The organism is Arthrobacter sp. LjRoot78 (assembly GCF_964254335.1).
Lineage (GTDB): Bacteria > Actinomycetota > Actinomycetes > Actinomycetales > Micrococcaceae > Arthrobacter.
The window spans coordinates 3,816,973-3,837,109 of the sequence record NZ_CAXUTG020000001.1 but is presented as its reverse complement, the minus strand read 5'-3'; the positions used below and the strand labels follow the sequence as shown (position 1 = coordinate 3,837,109).

General features: G+C 67.6%; 16 protein-coding genes. 12 read left to right on the top strand and 4 right to left on the bottom strand.

The annotated features are described in order from the left end of the window. Positions 1-70 precede the first annotated feature (70 nt). From ACSQ1X_RS17820 to ACSQ1X_RS17765, 12 genes are all read left to right on the top strand, one after another. Positions 71-901 (top strand): IclR family transcriptional regulator, encoded by an 831-nt coding sequence (locus ACSQ1X_RS17820; protein WP_436058642.1) that lies wholly within the window; start codon positions 71-73, stop codon positions 899-901. A 252-nt stretch (positions 902-1,153) separates the two neighbouring features. Then, positions 1,154-2,521 (top strand): MFS transporter, encoded by a 1,368-nt coding sequence (locus tag ACSQ1X_RS17815; RefSeq protein ID WP_436058641.1) that lies wholly within the window; start codon positions 1,154-1,156, stop codon positions 2,519-2,521. Between the two features lie 58 nt (positions 2,522-2,579). Further along, positions 2,580-3,749, top strand: coding sequence for a Gfo/Idh/MocA family protein (locus ACSQ1X_RS17810; RefSeq protein ID WP_436058640.1), 1,170 nt, complete (start codon positions 2,580-2,582; stop codon positions 3,747-3,749). Between the two features lie 9 nt (positions 3,750-3,758). After that, the gene (locus ACSQ1X_RS17805; RefSeq protein WP_436058639.1) at positions 3,759-5,822 is read left to right on the top strand and encodes an FAD-dependent oxidoreductase; all 2,064 of its coding nucleotides are present in this window, start codon (positions 3,759-3,761) and stop codon (positions 5,820-5,822) included. Further along, positions 5,819-6,655 carry a sugar phosphate isomerase/epimerase family protein gene (locus ACSQ1X_RS17800; protein ID WP_436058638.1) on the top strand — a complete coding sequence of 279 codons (837 nt, stop codon included), beginning with the start codon at positions 5,819-5,821 and terminating at the stop codon, positions 6,653-6,655. Before ACSQ1X_RS17805 ends, ACSQ1X_RS17800 begins: the two co-directional genes overlap by 4 nt. Then, complete coding sequence (locus ACSQ1X_RS17795; RefSeq protein WP_436058637.1) at positions 6,652-7,488, top strand: aldo/keto reductase; 837 nt, start codon at positions 6,652-6,654, stop codon at positions 7,486-7,488. The genes ACSQ1X_RS17800 and ACSQ1X_RS17795 overlap by 4 nt, the downstream gene beginning before the upstream one ends. 48 nt (positions 7,489-7,536) lie before the next feature. Further along, positions 7,537-9,384 (top strand): FAD-dependent oxidoreductase, encoded by a 1,848-nt coding sequence (locus tag ACSQ1X_RS17790; RefSeq protein WP_436058636.1) that lies wholly within the window; start codon positions 7,537-7,539, stop codon positions 9,382-9,384. Between the two features lie 150 nt (positions 9,385-9,534). Next, positions 9,535-11,628 (top strand): S8 family serine peptidase, encoded by a 2,094-nt coding sequence (locus ACSQ1X_RS17785; RefSeq protein ID WP_436058635.1) that lies wholly within the window; start codon positions 9,535-9,537, stop codon positions 11,626-11,628. Positions 11,629-11,644: 16 nt separating this feature from the next. Continuing rightward, the gene (gene mgtA / locus ACSQ1X_RS17780; RefSeq protein WP_436058634.1) at positions 11,645-14,353 is read left to right on the top strand and encodes a magnesium-translocating P-type ATPase; all 2,709 of its coding nucleotides are present in this window, start codon (positions 11,645-11,647) and stop codon (positions 14,351-14,353) included. 114 nt (positions 14,354-14,467) lie between these two features. Then, entirely contained in the window at positions 14,468-15,349 is an 882-nt protein-coding gene (locus ACSQ1X_RS17775) for a CPBP family intramembrane glutamic endopeptidase (RefSeq protein WP_436058633.1), read from the top strand. A gap of 29 nt (positions 15,350-15,378) precedes the next feature. Continuing rightward, positions 15,379-16,116, top strand: a complete 738-nt coding sequence (locus ACSQ1X_RS17770) for a hypothetical protein (protein WP_436058632.1) — start codon at positions 15,379-15,381, stop codon at positions 16,114-16,116. 105 nt (positions 16,117-16,221) lie between these two features. Further along, on the top strand, positions 16,222-16,428 hold the full coding sequence (locus ACSQ1X_RS17765) for a hypothetical protein (RefSeq protein WP_055807347.1): 207 nt from the start codon (positions 16,222-16,224) through the stop codon (positions 16,426-16,428). On the opposite strand, the gene ACSQ1X_RS17760 is transcribed toward ACSQ1X_RS17765, so the two are convergent. The 4 genes from ACSQ1X_RS17760 to ACSQ1X_RS17745 all read right to left on the bottom strand — a co-directional run bounded on the left by ACSQ1X_RS17760 (position 16,425) and on the right by ACSQ1X_RS17745 (position 20,035). Continuing rightward, the gene (locus ACSQ1X_RS17760) at positions 16,425-17,408 is read right to left on the bottom strand and encodes a CapA family protein (protein WP_436058631.1); all 984 of its coding nucleotides are present in this window, start codon (positions 17,406-17,408) and stop codon (positions 16,425-16,427) included. The genes ACSQ1X_RS17765 and ACSQ1X_RS17760 overlap by 4 nt on opposite strands. Positions 17,409-17,438: 30 nt before the next feature. Further along, positions 17,439-18,689: an ABC transporter permease gene (locus tag ACSQ1X_RS17755; RefSeq protein WP_436058630.1), complete on the bottom strand. Its 1,251-nt coding sequence runs from the start codon at positions 18,687-18,689 to the stop codon at positions 17,439-17,441. A gap of 2 nt (positions 18,690-18,691) precedes the next feature. Further along, positions 18,692-19,639, bottom strand: coding sequence for an ABC transporter ATP-binding protein (locus ACSQ1X_RS17750; protein ID WP_436058629.1), 948 nt, complete (start codon positions 19,637-19,639; stop codon positions 18,692-18,694). Positions 19,640-19,858: 219 nt separating this feature from the next. Then, the gene (locus ACSQ1X_RS17745; RefSeq protein ID WP_082507011.1) at positions 19,859-20,035 is read right to left on the bottom strand and encodes a CsbD family protein; all 177 of its coding nucleotides are present in this window, start codon (positions 20,033-20,035) and stop codon (positions 19,859-19,861) included. Positions 20,036-20,137 lie beyond the last annotated feature (102 nt).

Genomic DNA, 20,137 nt, shown 5'->3' with positions numbered 1-20,137 from the left:
CACGGGCCCGCAGTCCTGCCGGCACGGGGATATATTGGCAGGAGAAAAGCTGGCACAACCGGGAGGAACCATGGCGAACTCCGCATCGGGGGAGTCCGTCATCCAGCGGGTGGTGAAGATCCTCGATGCCTTCTCCCGGGGGCATCCGCGTTTGACGCTCGCCGAGCTGGTCCGCATCACCGGAATGTCCAGCAGCACCGCGCACCGCCTGGCCAACGACCTCGTAGACAGCGGGCTGCTCAACCGCGGCGACGCCGGGGACTACGGCGTGGGCGTCAAGATGTGGGAACTTGCCTCGCGCAGCAACCCCCTCGAAGAGTTCCGGCGCCGGGGGCTTCCCTTCCTGGAAGGTGTCCACGCGGCCGTCCGCGAGAACGTCTCGCTGTCCATCCCCGACGTCGAATCCGGCAGCGTCCTGTACCTCGAACGCCTCGACCGGCACGGCACCGTCCTGAACCTTGCCGACGTCGCCGGCCGGCTCGACATCCACAACACCTCCTCGGGCCTCGCCATGATGGCCCACATGCCCCGCCACGTCCAGGAGCGTTTCCTGGCCGGCCCGCTGGAGAAGACCACGCCCAACACGGAAGCGGACCCCGTGAAAATCCGCGCACACCTGGCGTTGATCCGGGAGCGGGGCTATGTCCGGCTGGCCGGCGTCCTGGTTCCGGAAAACACCGCCTATTCCGTTCCCGTGTTCGGTGAGGGCAACAGCGTGATCGGTGCGATCGCCGTCGTCGTTCCCACCGCGGATGAGAAGCCCCAGCTGATCCTGCCGGTGCTGGTGGCCGCCGGCCGCGGCCTGTCCCGGACCATGGGTGCCGAGCGCCGGCCCTACGGAAACCGGCCTTGGCTCGAATCGGGCCGCCAGGCCGCGGCGGACCGGGACGCGAAGACCTAGGACGATCCCGCCCGTCCCGGTGCGCCGTCCCCTGTAGCTGTCCCGTGTAGCTGCCCCGTGGCAGGCGTCCCGTTGAATGGGATTTGGCGCTGAAATCTGTGATGCCGCTCATACAGTTTTTCATCAGGGAGCCACGCAACCGCCCGCCGGCTGGCGGAAGCTCCCGGCCCCAAAACTCTTACGGAACGTGCCACCGCAACGTGGCGGCGGCCCCCACCACCCTTAACCCGTGACACTCGATGAGGAGACACTATGGGACATGTTCAGCAACCCCCGGCCCTTGAGCTTGGGGAGACCGCCGTCGTAGAAAACCGCCCGGAAAAGATGCCCAAGAAGGCGGCCCTGGCTTCTTTCCTGGGGTCCACCCTGGAGTACTACGACTTCTTCATCTACGGCACCGCCGCAGCACTCGTCTTCCCCAAGATCTTCTTTCCGGGCGGCGACCCCGTGGTGGCACTGCTCGGAGCGATGGCAACCTTCGGCGTCGGGTACCTGGCCCGGCCGCTGGGCGGCATCGTGATGAGCCACTTCGGTGACAAGGTGGGCCGCAAGCAGGCACTGATGATCACGCTGGTGATCATGGGCGTCGCGTCGATCGGCATCGGCTTCCTGCCCACCTACGGCCAAATCGGCTACTGGGCGACCGCACTGCTGCTGGTCGGCCGCCTGGCGCAGGGCTTCTCCGCGGGTGCCGAGGCCGCCGGCGCGTCCACCCTCACCATGGAGCACTCCCCGGAAGGCCGCCGCGGCTTCTTCACCAGCTTCGTGATGACCGGCTACGCCTCAGGCATGGTGCTCTCCACCGTGGTCTTCATCCCGCTGGCCGCCCTTCCCGAAGACCAGCTGCTCAGCTGGGGCTGGCGTATACCGTTCTGGCTGTCCGTTGTGGTCCTCGGCGTCGCCTACTGGATCCGCACCCGCCTGGAGGAACCGCCGGTCTTCGAAGAAGCTGTGGATCCGGCCAAGCCCAAGGGCATCCCGGCAGCCGAGGTCCTGAAGACACAGTGGCGCGACGTCCTGCGGGTAGCCCTGGTCATGCTGTTCTCCGTCATGCAGACCACCTTCACCGTGTACGCACTGGCCTACGCCACGGGTCCCTCCATCGGGCTGGACCGGACGCTGATGCTCACCGTCAACGCCGTCACCATCGGCCTGTCGATGTTCACCATCCCGCTGGCGGGCATCATCTCGGACAAGTTCGGCCGCAAGAAGGTGCTCCTCGTGGGCGCGCTCGGCTGCGCTGTCACCTCGTTCGGCTACTTCTGGGCCATCAGCGAGCACAACGTCCCCCTCATCTTTGTCTTCGGGTTCCTGAACATGTCCGTGTTCTACTCCTGCTGGAACGGCGTCTGGACGGTCTTCTTCCCCGAGATGTTCCCCGCCCCGGTCCGCTACTCGGGAATGGCCATCGGCAGCCAGGTGGGCCTGATCCTCACCGGGTTCGCCCCCGTCATCGCCACAATGCTCGCCCAGCCCGGCCCCGGCGGCTGGATACCGGTGGCCAGCTTCACGGTGGTCTGCCTGACCGTCTCCGCGATCGCCATCGCGACGGCGAGGGAAACCCACAAGACCCCGCTCGAAGAACTCGGGCTGCCCCGCAAACGCCGCGTTTCCGCCTAGCGCACCCGGTTCCGGCCCAGCGCTCACCGTACCCACGCACCAGAAAGTTGATCCTCCCGTGACTCCATCAGCATCCGCACCCGCCCGCACCTTCCGCGTCGGCATCGTTGGCTGCGGCGCCATCTCCCGCAACCATCTCGAGGCCTTCGGCGCCCTGGACAACGTCCGGATCGTCGGGGTCTGCGACATCGACCTGGACCGGGCCCGTGCCACTGCCGAATCGTGGCATGTGCCGAACGCCGTGGATACGGTGGGCGAGCTGCTGGATCTCGGCGTGGACATCATCTCGGTCTGCACGCCGCACCCCACCCATGAGGAAGTGGTGCTGCAGTCGGCCGCGGCCGGCGTCCACGTGCTCTGCGAGAAGCCCATCTCCACCGACCTGCCCTCGGCCGAGCGGATGGCCGCGGCGTGCGCCGACGCCGGGGTGAAGCTGGGCGTGCTCTTCCAGCGCCGCTTCTGGCCGGGCGCCCGGCGGATCCGGGCGGCGATCGATGACGGCACCCTGGGCCGCCCCGTCATGGGGCAGTGCTCGGTGATGCTGCACCGCGAACCGGAGTACTACTCCAAGGACGCCTGGCGCGGAACCTGGGCCAACGACGGCGGCGGGGTCCTGATGACGCAGGCCATCCACTACATCGACCTGCTGCAGTGGTTCATGGGGGACATTGCGGAGGTTTACGGCAAGATCAACAGCTACAAGCACGGCGCCAACATCGAGGTAGAGGACTCCGCCACAGCGGTCCTGACCTTCGCCTCCGGAGCCATGGCAACGCTGGAGGCCTCGACGGCGGTGTCGCCCAGCCTGGGCGTGCAGATCCGCATCACCGGCGAGACCGGCGCCTCGGCATCCCTCACCGAGTTCCCGGAGGGCAGCGACGGCCGGGTGGACCTGTGGGCCGTCGGCGAAACCATCACCACAGAAGCCGTCCACCCCGCAGGCATCCGTCCCAACGTGGACCTGGCCACCATCAACGGCCAGCTCATCCCGCACCACACCAGCCAGGTCCGCGACTTCGTGGCCGCACTGGAAAACGGCACCGAGCCGGCCATCACGGGCGAGGACGCCACCAGGGCGCTGCGCATCCTGCTGGCCGTGTACGAATCCTCCCGCACGGGCGTCCCGGTCCGCTTCGCCGCGGTGGACCAGCGGAGCATCACCGGCCAGGCATCGGCGCCGGAAGCCCCGGCAGCCCAACTCACCGCCCGGATTCCGGCAGCAAATTAGGAGAACCCCATGACCACGGAACGCTACGCAGCCCTGCCGCTGACCCTCGGCCGCAACGGCCGCACTCCGCGGACCCTCCGGAACCGCCTCGCCTCCGCTCCGATGGAACGCAACTACGGCACCACCGACGGCCGGATCACGGACCAGTACATCGACTACCTGGTCACCCGTGCCCAGGCCGGCCTAGGCCTGGTGACCACGGAAGCAACCTATGTCCGCGCCGACGGCAAAGGCCGCACGCACCAGCTGGGCCTGCACACCGACGCCATGGTCCCGGGCCTGCGCAAACTCACGGACGCCCTGCACGCTGCAGGTGCGCTCGCCGCCGTCGAAATCAACCACGGTGGCCGCACCGCGCAGGCCGAGGTATCGGGATACAAGAACCTGGCGCCGTCGCCGGTGCCGTGTGACGTGGCCGGCGGCGAGGTGCCCCGTGAACTCACCATCGGGGAATGCCACGACCTCGCGGAAGCCTACGGCCAGGCCGCCCGCCGTGCGGTGGACGCGGGCTTCGACGTCATCAACATCCACGGCGCCCACGGCTACCTGATCCACCAGTTCATGTCCCCCATCTCCAACCACCGCACTGACGAATTCGCCGCCCCCGAACGCTTCATGAACCTGGTGATCGACGAAGTCCGGCAGGCCGCGCCAGATGCCATCATCGGCATGCGCGTCTCCGTGGTGGAGGGTCCAGCGGACGGCATCAGCGCGGAACAGCAGCTGGCCATCATCGCCAAAGCCCACCTCGAGCACCTCGACTTCCTGGACATCTCCGCCGGCAGCTACGAGGCCGGCGAATGGATCGTCCAGTCCGGCGAATGGAAGCCGGGCGTCCTTGCCGATTACGCGAAGGCCTACCGCCGGTTCGGCCTTCCGCTGGGCATGGCCGGCCGGCTGAACTCCCCGGCCATCATTGAAGAGGTCCTCCGCGACGGCACCTGCGACTTCGTCAGCCTGGCCCGCGCCATCCACGCAGACCCCGCCTTTGTGGGCGGCGTCCTCCACGGCGAACGCTACCGGCCGTGCATCGCCTGCAACGTCTGCATCGATAACCTGGGACTCGGCCAGGTGACCTGCACCGTCAACCCGGCCGTGGGCCGCTCCCGCGTCCCCGTCCCCACGCCCGCCGTCCGTGAAGGCTCCCGCGTTGTGGTGGTGGGCGCAGGCCCCGCCGGCCTCACCGCAGCCCGTGAACTCGCCGAAGCCGGCGCACAGGTGACAGTGCTCGACGACGGTGCCCGCCCCGGCGGCCAGTTCGCCCTCGCGGAGCGGATGAAGTCCACCCCGGACTTCCACCGTTTCGCCGAATGGTCGGCGGAGGAGAACGCCCGGCTCGGCGTCGACGTCCGGCTAGGCACGCACGTAAACACGAACGACGTCGCCGCACTGGTACGCGAAACCGGCGCCGACGCTGTTGTGCTGGCTACGGGCGGATTGCGCCCGGCCGCCCGGTTCACCGGCGGTGATTCCCACAACGTCCTGGACGTGCGCGAATGGCTCGCCGCCCACCCCGCCGTCCTGGACGGCGGCGCTTCCAGCGGCGAAGTCCCCGCAGCGGTGACCATCTGGGGGGCCGACTCCGTGGCCATGAGCGTGGCGGACACATTGGCGGACCGGGGCGCCGCTGTGCTGCTGGTAGGGCCGCAGGACGTCATCGCGCCGGAATCCGGCCGCCGCGCCAAGATCCTGGCCGTGCCCCGGCTGGAGCAGAATCCGCGGGTCCGGATCCGGCTGGGCGCCGCGATCGAGGAGTACGACGGCGCCCGGATCCGGCTCAGCAGCGGCGAGTGGCTGGACGCCCCCGGGCCGCTGCTGGTCTCCCGTTCGGTTGCACCGCTGGACGGCTCCGTGCCGGCCCGTGAACGCGACGCGGAGCTGAGTTTCGCGGCCGGGGTTCCCGTGACCCTCGCCGGAACGGTGGTGGACCAGACCCCGGCCATCGCCTCCAACGCCGTGAAGAGCGGCTACGACGCCGCCCAGCGCGTGGCCGCCGCACTGGCCGCCGGCCCCACCTGTGACCGAGTCCGTCGAGATCCAGCGAACCTTTCCCTGAACGGAGCAGCATCATGAACACCCCGCCACGCCGCCAGGTGGGCCTGGCCCAGCTTTCCCTCGTGGGGACAGCGCCGCCGGACCTCGTGACCATCGCCGCCGGGGCAGGCTTCGACTTCATTGGCGCCCGGGTGCGGCCGGTCACCGCGGCCGAGCGGGCGTACGACCTGCAGCCGGGGTCACCCATGCTCAGGGAAACCCTCGCCCGGATGCGGGACACCGGGGTGACGGTGAAGGACATAGAGTTCCTGCTGCTGGACGGCAGCGAACAGCGCGAGGCCTGGCTGCGGATGATGGAAGCAGGCCAGGCGCTGGGCGCCGGCTCGCTGACCGTTGCCGGCGCCGATGCGGACACCGCGCGGCTGGCGGACACCCTGGCCCGGATGACGGAGGACGGCCGGGGCTTCGGCATCGTGCCCACGCTGGAACCGATCTCCTACCAGGCGGTGCATTCGATCCCCGCCGCGGCCGAGCTGGCCCGGGCGGCGGGATGCAAGATCGTGGTGGACGCCCTGCACTTCAACCGCTTCGGCGGCACGCTCGACCAGCTGGCAGCCAGTACGGACCTCGTCCCGCTGCTGCAGTTGTGCGACGGTCCGGTGCAGCGGCCCTCCAGCCGCGAGGACCTGGTGGCCGAGTCCCGTTCCGAGCGCGGTGTCCCCGGCGAAGGCGGGTTCGATCTGGCCGCGCTGGTGGCTGCGTTCCCGGCAGGGACGCCCGTGAGCGTCGAGACGCCGTCGGACCGGCGGGCTGCCGAACTCGGCGAACCGGGCTGGGCCCGGAACCTCAAAGCCGCCTCCGACGCCGTACTCGCGGCAGCGGAGAGCCTCCAGGAAGCAGGGACCAAGTGAGCGAAGTACTGGAAAGCACGACGACGGAGCTTGCCCCCGGCGTCCACGTTCCGCTGATCGGGCTGGGCACTTGGCCGATGGTGGGGGAGGACGCCGCGGATGCGGTGAACCGCGCCATCAACAACGGCTACCGGCACATCGATACTGCTGAGAACTACGGCAATGAAGAGGCGGTGGGGGAGGGCATCCGGCGCAGCGGCATCGCCCGGCAGGACATCTTCATCACCACCAAGTTCAACCGGGACTGGCACAGCCGGGACGGCGTCGGCACCGCTTTTGAACGCTCGGCGGCCCGACTCGGCGTGGATTACCTGGACCTGTTCCTGGTCCATTGGCCCAACCCCGTGCTGGGCCGGTTCGTCGAGGCCTGCGAAGGGCTCCAGCAGCTGGCGGACGACGGCGTCATCCGCGCCTGGGGCGTCTCCAACTTCAAGCCCGCCCACCTGCTTGCAGTGGAAAGAGCCGGACTTACGGTGCCGGTCAACCAGGTGCAGGTGGACCCCGCCCACGGCCAGCCTGAACAGCTGGCCTTCCACCGCGAGCACGGCATTGCCACCGGTGCGTACAGCCCGCTGGGCCGCAACGGCGACTTCCTGGCCAGCCCGGCCATTACCGGAGCGGCGCAGGAGCTCGCCAGGACGCCCGGGCAGATCGTGCTCCGCTGGCATGTCCAGCAGGGCCGCATCGCCACACCGAAGTCCGCCAGCGACACCCGTCAGCGGCAGAACCTGGACGTCTTCGGCTTTGAGCTGACAGCGGACCAGCTGGCCGCCATCAATGCACTGGAGACCGGCGCCCCGCCGCGCCTCGATTCAGACACCTTCGGCCACTAACCACTACCGACACTGAGAGACACCGAGAGACCCACAATGGAGAACCCCATGAACGCGAGCACCGACTCCACGCCGGCACCGGCCGCTATTGGACAGGACCGCCGGCTTCCCGCCGTGGACTGCGATGTCCTGGTGGTCGGATCAGGTGCCGGCGGATTGTCCGCCGCGGTCACCGCCGCCTATCACGGCCTCAAAGTCATCGTGGTGGAAAAGGCCGAGGTCTGCGGCGGGGCCACGTCCTGGTCCGGAGGCTGGGCATGGACCCCCGGCAACCCCCTGGCCAGGGCTGCCGGCGTGAACGAGGACAAGGAAACGTTCCGCACCTACCTGCGCCACACCCTGGGGCAGGAGTACCAGGCAGACAAGGTGGACGCCTTCCTCGATGCCGTGCCGCACATGGTGGGGTTCTTCCAGCACAAGACGTCCCTCCAGTTCGTCCCGGGAACCAGGATCAATGACATCTACGGCAAGGTACCGGGCGCAGGCACCGGCAACCGCTCAGTGGGCCCCAAGCCGATCAACGCCCGCCGGATCCGGCCGGAACTCCGGGCAAAGATGCGCCACCAGCTCTACGAGACGTCCTTCCTGGGCATGGGCATCATGGCCGGACCGGACCTCACCAAATTCCTCTCCGCCTCGCAGGGCAACCCGAAAGGCATCTTCCACGCCGGCCGGCGCATGGGCCTCCACCTCCTGGACCTGCTGATTCACCGCCGCAACATGCAACTGGTCAACGGCACCGCCCTGACCGGACGCCTGCTGAAGTCCGCTGACGATCTCGGTGTGGATATCCGCGTTTCCACGCCCGGGAAACGGCTACTTACCGACAACAACGGCAAGGTGACCGGCGCCGTCGTCGGCTCCCGGAACGGTGAGCTGCAGATCAACGCAGCACGAGGCGTCGTCCTCGCCGGCGGCGGCTTCCCCAACGACATCCACCGCCGGAAGGAACTCTTCCCCCATACTCCCACCGGCCGGGAACACTGGACGCTGGCACCCGCGGAGACCACTGGCGACGGCATCAGCCTGGCCCAGGCCGTGGGCGCCCGGTTCAAGACCGACGTCAAGTCCGCCGCGGCGTGGTGCCCCGTGTCGCTGGTGCCGTACCGCACCGGCCGCACAGGCACCTTCCCGCACATCATGGACCGCGCCAAGCCGGGCAGCATCGGCGTCCTCGCGAACGGCAAGCGCTTCGTCAACGAGGCCAACGGCTACTACGACTACGTAGCCGCGCTGATGGAAGCCACGCCCGCGGGCGGCATCGCGGAGTCGTGGCAGATTGCCGACAGCCGGTTCGTCCGCAGGTTCCCGCTGGGCATGGCCAAGCCGCTGCCGGTCCCGCTGTTCCCGTACCTTCGCTCCGGCTACCTCAAGAAGGGGCGGACCGTCGAGGAGCTCGCGGCGAGGTGCGGGATCGACCCCGCCGGTCTCAAAGCCACCGTGGCGGAGTTCAACCGGAACGCCCGCAACGGCGTGGACCCCGACTTCGGACGCGGCGAGACCGCGTTCAACCGCTATGGCGGCGACGCCGGGAACCGGCCCAACCCCTCGCTGGGTCCGCTCGAGAAAGGTCCTTTCTACGCGGTCCGCGTGGTTCCCGGCAGCTTCGGCACCTTCGCCGGACTGGAGGCGGACGGCCGCAGCCGCGTCCTGGACAACGACGGCCGGCCGATCGATGGGCTCTACGTTGCTGGCAACGACCATGCCAACGTCATGGGCGGGCACTACCCTGCGGGCGGCATCAATCTGGGACCGGCCCTCACCTTCGGCTACATCGCCGGCCGCGACCTCGCCGGAGCGGACGCGTACGAGGACGACGGGACTCTGCCCGCTGAGGTGCCCGCTGAGATGCCCGCGGAGGTGCCCGCTGCGGGGCGGCTTTCCACCCGCCGTTGACCGCCTAGGGTGCCGAGCGTATGCTGACGCTCACCTTCCGGGGCCCCGCTCGGCGGGGTCCGGGTCTCCTTCTAGAGCACATGCGGCCACCGGGTGCCGAGGCTGTTTCCGGCGGCGCAATTCCGGCTGATCGCCAGGGGGCACAACTTCATGTCTGACATCACCATCAACGGCATCACCATTGATCCGATCAAACAGAACCGTGCCCTGCGTGACGCCGGACTGGTTGCCGAGGACGCCTCGGAGTCGGACCACATCCTCATCCAGACCGCGGAGCCGCTGACGGCGGAACAGCGCGCGGAACTTGCCGGCATCGACGTCGAGATGCAGGAATACGTATCGGACAACACCTACCTTGCAGCGTTCCCGCCGGCAGACCTGGACCGGGTGCGCGCCCTGCCGTTCGTGAGCTGGGCCGACGTCTACTCCAGGGTCTTCAAGATCCCGCCGCCCCTGCTGCCGCGCGGGGCGGACACCGGCAACGTCCGGTCGCTGGCGGACCACGAACCGCATCCGGACCGCCGGCTGGAAAAGGTGGACCTGCTGCTGCACCCGGGCATCGAGGCCGGCCCGGACCTGATCGCCCGGGTTGCCGTGGCGGCCCGGGTGGAGCCCGACGCCGTGGCGGTGACCCCGGGAAAGCTGCGCATCACCACGTCGGTGGGCCAGCTCCCGGAACTGGCGAAGATCGACGAGATCCGCGAGATCCACCCGGTCCGGGAGCGCCAGCTCTTCAACAACGTTGCCCGGCAGATCCTGAATGCCGAGGTGCTGGTCAACGGTACCGTCTACCGCGGCGAGGGCGAAGCGGTGGCCGTTGCGGACACAGGATTCGACACCGGCGACGCCGCCAATCCGCATCCGGCGTTCACCGGACGGGTCCAGACACTCTATGCGCTGGGCCGCACGGCGCCGGACAAGGCGGACGATCCGCACGGCCACGGCACGCACGTGGCCGGCTCCGTGCTGGGCCGGGGAAATTCGGCCACCATGGGCGGGGACATTGAGGGCACGGCACCTGAAGCCATGCTGATCCTGCAAAGCCTGCTCGACACCAACGGCGGTCTGGGCGGCATCCCGGTCAACCTGAACGACCTCTTCCAAAAGACGTATGACGACGGCGCCCGCGTGCACACGAATTCGTGGGGCGTGCCCGGACTCAACCTGCCCTACGACGCGAGCTCGCGGGAGATCGACGAATTCGTATGGAACCACCCGGACCAGGTGATCTGCTTTGCAGCCGGGAACGACGGCGTGGACGGCAACAGCGACGGCACGGTGGACTCGAACTCCATCGGATCCCAGTCCGCGGCCAAGAACTGCATCACCGTGGGAGCCAGCGAAAGCCTCCGCAAGGATTTTGCGCCCTCCTACGGCACGTACTGGCCGGGTGACTTCCCCGCGAACCCCGTCAAACGGGACAAACAGGCCAACAACCCGGACGGGATGGTGGCTTTCTCCAGCCGCGGGCCCACGAAGGAAGGCCGGATCAAACCCGACGTCGTGGCCCCGGGAACCAGCATCCTGTCCACGCTGTCGCGGAACGCCCCGATGGGCAGCACCTTCGGCACTTCCACCGATCCGCTGTTCTTCTTCGATTCCGGCACGTCCATGGCAACCCCGCTGGTTGCCGGCTGCGTGGCGGTGCTGCGGGAAACACTGGTGAAGAACGGGCTGGCCGCCCCCAGTGCTGCCTTGATCAAGGCCCTGTTGATCAACGGCGCCGATGTGCTGCCGGGACAGTACAACCCCAGTGAGGCCGGCGAATCACCGAACGGGAACTCCGGGTGGGGCCGGGTCAACCTGGGCCGGTCCGTGGTCCTTCCCGGGCAGCCGGGCAACGCGGGCCTGGGCGAAGGCGGCCCGCTGGAGCAGGGGGAGGAGGACTCCTTCGCCATCGACATCCCTGCTGAAGTCCCCAAGGTTGCTGCCAAGGGGAGGCGGAACCGGGGTCCCGCCGGGGACCCGGAACTCACCGCAGCCGGGGTGACGCTGAAGATCACCCTCGTGTGGTCCGATCCGCCCGGTCCCCAGTTGCAGAACGACCTCGACCTCATTGTGCAGGCGGCCGACGGCAGCGAGCGGCACGGAAATTCCGGGACCTCTGCCGGCTTCGACCACGGGAACAACGTGGAGCAGGTCCTCTGGACGGGCATGCCGCCGGGCCCGGCCAAAATCGTGGTCCGCGCCTTCCGGATCACCCAGTTCCCGCAGCCCTACGCTTACGTGTGGCGGCTGTCCTGACGTGCAGGAACTCCACGTGCCGGACTTCCAGGTCCACGGGCATTTGCCCGGGCAAGTGACGATGGCGCATGCCGCGCAGCTTCCCGTGGAAGAGGTCCTGGACCAGTTGGAATCCGGCAGCGGTGGGCTGGCCAGCGGGGAAGCCGCAAAACGGCTGGCTGCCGTGGGCCCCAACGCCGTGCGGACGCATCAAGCGAGCGGATGGTCCGTATTGGGCCGGCAACTGGGCAGCCCCATCCTGATCCTTCTCGCCATCACTGCCGGGCTATCGCTCTTCCTGGGGGATGCCACAAACTCCATCGTGATCGGCGTGATCCTGCTGGTCAGCGTCGGTCTGGGCTTTACCAACGAGTTCCGGGCCGAACGCGCCGCCGAGGCCCTGCACTCGCGGGTCACTCACCTGGCCGCGGTTCTCCGCGACGGGACCATGGATGAAGTCGGCGTCACCGCCCTGGTGCCCGGCGACGTCGTGCATCTGGCCATCGGTGCGATCATCCCGGCCGACATCAGGCTGCTGACGGCCAAAGACCTGCTCTGCGACGAAAGCATCCTGACCGGCGAATCCCTGCCGGTCAGCAAAGACCCCGCGCCAGTCACCGGTGCCGTAGCGCTCGCGGACCTGACGTCCTGCGTGTTCATGGGGACCGTGATCCAGTCGGGGAGCTGCACAGGGGTGGTTGTGGCCACGGGCGGGCGGGCCGAATTCGGCCGGATCGCCCTGGGACTCGGTGAGCGGCAGCCGCAGACCGAGTTCCAGCTCGGCCTGAAACGCTTCTCCTACCTGCTGCTGCAGGTGGCCCTGGTTCTCACCTCGCTGATCTTCATCGCCAACCTCCTGTTGCAGCGGCCTGTCATTGAATCCCTGCTGTTCTCGCTGGCGATCGCCGTCGGAATCACCCCGCAGCTGTTGCCGGCCGTCGTGAGCACCAGCCTGGCGACGGGCACGCGTCAGCTGGCCAAACGCAAGGTGCTGGTCAAACGGCTGGTGTGCATTGAGGACCTCGGGGACATGGACGTGCTCGTCACCGATAAGACCGGCACCCTCACCGAAGGCAGGATCAGCTTCACCGCAGCATTGCCCGCCAGGGAGGGAGTGTCCCCGGGCGCCCTGTTGACGCTGGGGCTTCTCGCCACGGAAGCGGACTACGCGGAAGCGAAGGTCTCCATGGTGGGACTGAACCCGCTGGACACGGCACTCTGGGCCTCCGCCGACGCCGCGGGGTTCCAGCCGGACCGCTACGAGCGGCTCGACGTCATCGATTTCGACCACCTCCGGCGCCGGACCAGCGTGCTGGTCAGCATGGACGGCGGAGCGGCGCGGATGGTCACCAAGGGATCGCCGGAAGATGTCCTGGCACTCTGCGTGGACATCCCGGCGGGCGTGCAGGCGATGCTGGACGAACAGTTCAACGCGGGCTCCCGCGTGGTGGCCGTCGCCAGCCGGCCGGCTGGAGGAATGGCGGCGATTGAACCCTCCGACGAGCAGGACCTGGTCCTGGAGGGGCTGCTGGTTTTCCTGGACCGGCCCAAAGCCAACGCCAGGGCTTCGCTGGACCAGCTCGAAGCGCTCGGCATCACGGTCAAGATCGCCACCGGGGACAACGCCAAGGTTGCCGAGAAGGTCTGTGACGAGCTCGGAGTGCTCTCCGGCGGCACGCTCACCGGCGCCGAGGTGGAAAATCTCTCTGATGCCGAGCTGGCAGCAGCGGCCCGCGAGGCGAGCATCTTCGCCCGTGTCTCGCCGGAGCAGAAGGCCCGGATCATCCGCCTGCTTCGCCAAAGCGGGGGGTCCGTCGGGTTCATGGGCGACGGCGTCAATGACGCGCTGGCCTTGCACGCGGCGGACATCGGCATCTCCGTGGACAGCGCCACCGATGTGGCAAAGGACGCCGCCGATGTTGTCCTGCTGGACAAAGACCTGGGCGTGCTGGCAGAGGGGGTGATGGAAGGGCGGAGGATTTTCGCCAACACCATCAAGTACGTGCTGATGGGAACCTCCAGCAACTTCGGCAACATGTTCAGTGCCGCCACGGCCTCAGTCGTCCTAAGTTTCCTGCCGATGCTGCCCGGGCAGATCCTGCTGAACAACCTGCTCTACGACACCGGCCAGCTGGCGATCCCGGGCGACCGCGTGGACAAGGAACAGCTGCTGGCCCCGTCGCACTGGAACATCGGCTTCATCCGGCGTTTCATGTTCCTCTTCGGACCCATCAGCTCCCTGTTCGACTTCGCCACCTTCGCCTTGATGCTGTTCGCGTTCAACGCGGTGCCCGGGGAATTCCGGGCCGGCTGGTTCATCGAATCGATCGCCACGCAAACACTGATCATTTTTGCCATCCGCACCCGGAGGGTTCCTTTCCTGCGGAGCAGGCCTTCGGCCGGCCTGCTGGGCGCATCCCTGGGCGTGGTGGCACTGGGCGTCTTCCTCCCGCTGTCTCCGCTGGCGGGTGTTTTGGGGTTCGATCCGCTGCCCACGCCTTTCTTCCTGGCGCTGCTGGGCATGACGGTGGTGTATCTGGTCATGGTCGAATTCGCCAAGCGCTGGTTCTTTGCCCGTACAGCCCAACAGCCTCCTGTCCGGCCGGCCGTCATTCCGCGCCGGCGGCCCACGCACCACATTTCCCGCCGCGCGGCCCGCTTCAGCACCCCGGCAGCCCGCCCCCTGCGGGGACAGCTGGTCCGCGGCGGGCGGAAGAGGAAGGCCAGGACCACCCATGGCCGCTGACGGGCCGGCGGCCCGCTCGGGAAACCCAGCACCGGAAACTATGGATTCAGCGTTGCAACCGGCGTACTCTGCAGCTGTTCGCATCTGGTGATTTGGCCTGAACCGAGGCACATCATGAGCGTTGAATCGAATGCACCGAACTCCGCGGGAAGCATCCGCATGCGGCTCAAGGACCGCATAGCCGCGCACCCGGTCGCCGCTTTCCTGATCCTTGCCATCCCGCTGGCCTGGCTGGCGCAGTGTCTTGCCATCGTCTTGCTCAAGGACGTTACTCCCGGGCTCCTGGTGGAACTGCTGAGCCTGCTGGGGACGGCCGTCCTTGTGACGGCGGCGACGGATGGCCGTGCCGGCGTCCGGCGCCTCTTCAGCGGGGTGGTCCGCTGGCGTGTGGGCGCCGGCTGGTATGCCATGGCGTTGCTGGCACTGCCGTTGCTGACTCTCCTGACCGCCGTCGCGACCGGCACGCTCCGTGAGCCCGGCAGCGGGTGGGCAACAACCGCGGGGCTGTACCTGCTGAAGGCAGTGGTCATCGGCGCCCTGCTGGGCAACGTCTGGGAGGAACTGGCCTGGGCGGGGGTGGTCCAGCGCCGGCTGATGGACCGGAAGGGCGTGCTTGCAGGCTCACTGCTGACTGCCATCCCGTTCGCCCTCATCCATTTGCCCCAGGCCTTCGCCGCGCGGGGGTTCGCAGCGACCCCGTGGACGGACGTTGCCCTGTCCTGGGGAGTGCTCTTCGGGTTCGCCGCCGTAGCGCGTTACCTACTGGGTATGGTGTTCGTGGGAACCGGCGGAAGCATCCTGTTTCTGGGACTCCTGCACGGTTCCATGAACGCGTCCCAGGGCATGGACACGGTGGACTGGTGGCAGTTCATCCCGGCGGTGGCGGTGCTGACCGCGGCGGTCGCGGCGTACCTCGCCGTCAGGTCCCGGACCACCGGCCAGGGCAGCAGCGGACATGCCCTGCGCCGGCGGCCATACCGGGCCGCAAACCCGTAGCTGTCAGCCGGCGGAAGGGAGTTAGGGACATGGAAGACACAAAGAACGACGGCGGGCTCCGCCGCCCCGAGCTGCGGCTGTCCGCCGCACTCCTCTTCGCCGGCGTCGTTGCCTCGCTGCTGGCCGGACTCCAGCACCCGGACGCGGCCAGCGCCAACGACCACCCTGCGACGTTCGCCGAGTACGCGGCCAGCGACGCCTGGATCGTGGTCCACCTCGGGCAGTTCGTTGGCATGGCGCTGCTGCTCTGCGGACTGCTGGTGCTTGCCTACGCCCTCAACGTCCGGCACGGGCCAGCGGGCTGGGCCGTGCGGCTGGGTGCGGCGGCGGCCGTTGCCGCGCTCGCCCTCTACGGTGTCCTGCAGGGTGTGGACGGTGTTGCGCTCAAACATGCCGTCGATGCCTGGGCCGGCGCCGCCGAGGGGGAGAAGGCCCTGCGCTTCGCGGCTGCGGAGGACATCCGGTGGCTTGAGTGGGGAGTCAGGAGCTACCAGAGCTTCATGCTGGGTTCAGCGCTCATCCTGTTCGGCAGTGGCATCGCCGCCACGCGCAGGGTCTCCCGGTTCATCGGGTACCTGATGGCGCTGTCCGGAGCGGCCTACCTGGCGCAGGGCTGGATCATCGGTGCCGAGGGCTTCTCCGCATCCAATAGCCTGCCCACGCTGGCGGGCATAGTGCTGATCCTCGGGTGGACCGGCTGGCTCCTCGTGGCGGCCTGGCGGAGGACAGCGGATGACAAAGCCGGGGCGCCGGCTTCCGCCGGCTAGTCTGCCGCTCACTGGACTTCCGCCCGCTGGCAGGTACCGATAATCTGGGAAATGCCAAGATGCTGCCAGAACAGCACCCCAGTTCCTGGCCAAGAGAGGCACGACATGTCAGAGAAGCTGCATCTCACCCCGGAAGACGAGTTTCCGGAAGATCTCTCAAAGGTCGAGGACACGGAACTTCAGGTCCTCGACAGCCAGATCCAGCGCCAGCTGGATTACGAGTACGTGGCCGAGGGCGAACCGAATCCGGAGACCGAATTCAGGCATTTCGACCTCGATGAGGAATTCAGCGAACGGGACAAACGGGATTAACTGTCCACCGGTATTTGCAGCACATTCGTTTCATCGACCCACCTACTCTGCGTTCCCAGCAGGGCGCTAAGCTCCTGCATCCGTACTGCGATCCGGCGTGAGCTTCTTCCGGCCAGCCGCGCCTGGAACCCGGTGATGACGGTTGGATGGAGCTGAAGCCGGACGGGCACGCCGCCGCCGATTTCGAGGCGGAAGATGAACGACTGGTCGTTGCGTTCTTCGGGGTCCACGGCATAGTCGTCTATGAAGTCGCCGGCGCTGTAGATGAGCGGCCGGCCGCGGTAGAGCTCCACGCCGCGGAAGATATGCGCCGAATGCCCGAACACGACGTCGGCCCCCGCATCCACCAGCGCATGCCCCAGCTCCCGGTGGGCCGGCGGCACATCGGCGCCCCAGTTGCCGCCCCAGTGGGCCGAAATGACCAGCAGGTCCGTGCGTGCCCTGGTGCGGCCAACCAGCGCCAGCAGGTCCCGGACCCTCGCGTCGTCCGGGCGCCGTTCGTCCACCGGCACGTAGTACACCCCGGGCCGGAACGGTCCCGCCTCCCAGTCCGGCTGGTTGTCCGTGAAGGCAAGGAGTCCGACGGCGGCCGGACCCACCCGCCGGATCACCGGCCGCCGGGCGGCCTCCAGGTCCGGCCCCGCTCCGGCGTGCAGGATTCCGCTGCGGTCCAGCGCAGGCAGCAACTCCCGGAAGGCGTCCGCCCCGTAGTCGAGCACGTGGTTGTTGGCGAGCGAGACGGCGTCGATGCCCGCGGCAGTCAGTGCGGCAGCGTTCCGGACGTCCGAGCGGAAATGGAACACCTTCCCCGGCAGCGGCGTCCCGCCGTCGGCCAGGACGCATTCGAGATTGGCGAACCGCATGTCCGCCTGCGCCAGGACCGGAAGCGTGTCGCCCCAGGGGTAGGCAGGCGGGGCTGACCTGAGCCGCTCGTTCACCAGGCGGCCCAGCATCACGTCACCGAGGAAAACCAGCCGCACGGTCCGCCTCCCGCCCCGCCAAAGTCCCGGCTACTTCTCCGCCGGGCCGGCCACAACGTGCCGTGATCCAGCTTTGAGGGCGGTCCTGATGCTGACCTTCCGGGTGTAGGAGATGGACCCGTATTGGAAGAGCCGCACGGCCACACGGAGCATCAGTGCAGCGCCGACGTAGAGGATGGCGATCACGACTGCGGCTTCCAGGACGCCCAGCGATCCGAACGCGTTCCGCAACAGCGCCGTGACCGGCGCCGAGAAGGGGAAGTAGGTGAACACCTGCACGATCAGGGAATGCGGCTCGGAGATCACCAGGCTGACCGAATAGAACGGAATGAAGATCAGGGCAATCATCACACCCATGAAATTCCCGGCTTCCTTGGCTGTGGGCATTACGGCGCCGATGGCCACCAGCGTGGTGGTGAACAGGGCGAAGCCTCCCACGAGGATGAGGAAACCGACGGTCATGCGCAGGGGGTCGAAGACCAGCTGGGAGAATTCGAACGCGGGGATGCTCAGGGCATCACGGTAGAAGAGTCCGCCGATCAGAATGGGCGAGGCGAAGACCGCCACCTGCACCAGGCCCACCATGAACAGGGCCAGCACCTTCCCTGTGATCAGGGTGGTGGGCTTGAGGGTCGTGAGGATCATTTCGGTGACCCTGTTCTCCTTTTCCTCCAGCGTGGAGTTCAGCATCTGCCCGGCGAGGAGCACCACCAGCCCGTAAAACACCACCAGGAACGCCATCGGCGGAATCACGGAGTTCATGCCGCCGGCCACCTCGGACCCCTGGTAGGTCACCGTTTCCACCTGCACCGACCCCGCCGCGAGCCCGGACAACTGGGGCGAACCGATCCTCACGGCCACAGCGCGGGCCAGCATGGCCTGGGCGACGGCGGCGTACTTGCCGTTTTCAAACAACCCCCGGTCCGCGCCGTAGACCTTCACCGCAGTCGCCTCGGGATGGGCGGGGAACTCGAAGTAGGCCTCGACGGCGCCGGACCGGACATCCTGTATCCCGGCGTCGGACGAGGCCGCGGGAACGGCGCCGAACGCGGCCGCGTCAGCGGGAGTGATCAGGCCGGAAGCATCCAGGTAGGAGATGCTGAACTGGGCGTTCTTTTGGGCCTCGGCGGCGGAACTGGTGCTGGTGTTGCTGAGGAAGATCATCCCGAACACCACGGCCATGATGACGGGCACGGACAGGGTGCCGATCCAGAAGCGAAGCTTGGTGACGGTGCGGACGAATTCGAAGCTGATGACGGTTCCAAGGTTGTGCTGGGCCACGGCTACGCACCCCGTGTTGCGGCCACACGCCCGGGGGCGGGTGCCGGGGACCCGTTGTGTTCCCCGTACACGCGGATGAAGATGTCCTCCATTGAGATCTTCGTGGTGATGAAACTGCGGATGACCATGCCGGCGTCCATGAGTTCGCGCAGGATGGCCGCTTCGTCGGTGTCGTCCGTGATGGAGAGCTCCGCGTAGTTGGTTTCCTCCAGCGTCACCTCATAGTGCGGCGACGGCGGGATGGGCCCGGCGTGCCGGATGCGGACCACCCTGCCGCCGTACTTGTTCTGGACCTCATCGATGGTGCCGTAGGCCTCGGACGTGCCGTCCTTCAGGAGGATGATGCGGTCGCAAAGCCGTTCCACTTCCTCCATCTGGTGGGTCACCATCACCACGGTGGCGCCGTCGTTCTTCTGCTCCGCGATGATGTCCATCAGGAGGCGGCGGTTCACGGGGTCGAACCCCTTGGTGGGTTCGTCCAGGATGAGGAGCTCCGGACGGTTCATGATGGTGACGCCGAGCTGGACCTTCTGCTGCTCGCCGCTGGAGAGCTTGTCCACCTGGGTGGCGGCCTTGCCGGCAAGGTCCACGCGGTCCAGGTATGCCAGGGACCATTGCCGCGCCGAGTGCCGGTCCATTCCCTTGAGCCGGCCGAAGTACGTCATGACGTCCATAACCTTTTCCTTCTTGTAGAGCCCGCGCTCCTCCGGAAGGTAGCCCAGCCTGCTGCCGTGCTCGGGCTTGAAGGGCCGCCCGTTGATGTGGAGGACGCCGGCCGTGGGCTCGTACAGGCCCAGGAGCGCGCGGATGGTGGTGGTCTTGCCCGAGCCGTTGCTGCCCAGGAACCCGAACGTCTCGCCGGCCCGCACGTCGAAGGACAGGTCGCGGATCACGGTGGTGTCCGCGAAGTCCATCCGGAAACCGCTGATGTGCACCACTGGCTCGTCCATGGCTGTCGCCGCCTGTACCGATCATTGCCCGCCGTTGTCGGTTCCCCCGGGGCAGGCTGCCATGTGACCAGAGTGGTTCCGGATGCTCCGAAAAGGAAGGGGCTAAGGTCCCGGCCGTGTGCCGGAACCTGCAACGGGACGTCGCGCCGATCCCTCCGCCGGCGGGGCATAAAAATGGCCGGGACGCGAAAATCTCCGCGCCCCGGCCATCAGTAACGACTACTTGTCGTTGATGGTGTCCTTGACGTCCTCGGCGGCGTGCTTCGCGTCGGCCGTGCCCTGATCAATCTTGCCCTCGGTCTCGAGCTTGCTGTTATTGGTCAGCTTGCCGAATGCTTCCTTGGCCTCGCCGATGGCTTTCTCGGCAGCGTTCTTGATCTTGTCGCCCAAACCCATGTTTGTTTCCTCAATCAGTTGATCAGTCGCAGGCGGGCGGATGCCTACCGTATGCCCCTCCACCCTAGGTGCATACGGGTTCGAGTAGTGCCATAGGCGGTT